At 46.9% G+C, this 407-nt stretch carries 2 rRNA genes; both read left to right on the top strand.

The window, feature by feature from the left end:
• Positions 1 to 101: ribosomal RNA gene (locus tag ACZ6J2_RS21830) — 16S ribosomal RNA — on the top strand; the annotation flags it as partial.
• Between the two features lie 198 nt (positions 102 to 299).
• Positions 300 to 407: ribosomal RNA gene (locus tag ACZ6J2_RS21825) — 23S ribosomal RNA — on the top strand; the annotation flags it as partial.

Raw genomic sequence — 407 nt, 5'->3', positions numbered from 1 at the left:
GCTTAACCTTCGGGAGGGCGCTTACCACTTTGTGATTCATGACTGGGGTGAAGTCGTAACAAGGTAACCGTAGGGGAACCTGCGGTTGGATCACCTCCTTACCTTAAAGAACCTGCCTTTGCAGTGCTCACACAGATTGTCTGATGAATGATGAACTTCTGAATGTACTTTTGAGTGCATTAAGAAGTTTTGCTCTTTAAAAATCTGGATCAAGCTGAAAATTGAAACGACACACATGTTATGTGTGTTCGAGTCTCTCAAATTTTCGCAATCAGAAGTGAAACAGCTTCGGGTTGTGAGGTTAAGCGACTAAGCGTACACGGTGGATGCCCTGGCAGTCAGAGGCGATGAAGGACGTGCTAATCTGCGAAAAGCGCCGGCGAGGTGATATGAACCTTTGACCCGGC

This window comes from Enterobacter sp. E14S (genome assembly GCF_055666685.1).
The sequence above is the reverse complement of the archived record's forward strand: the minus strand, read 5'-3'. Positions and strand labels throughout refer to the sequence as shown.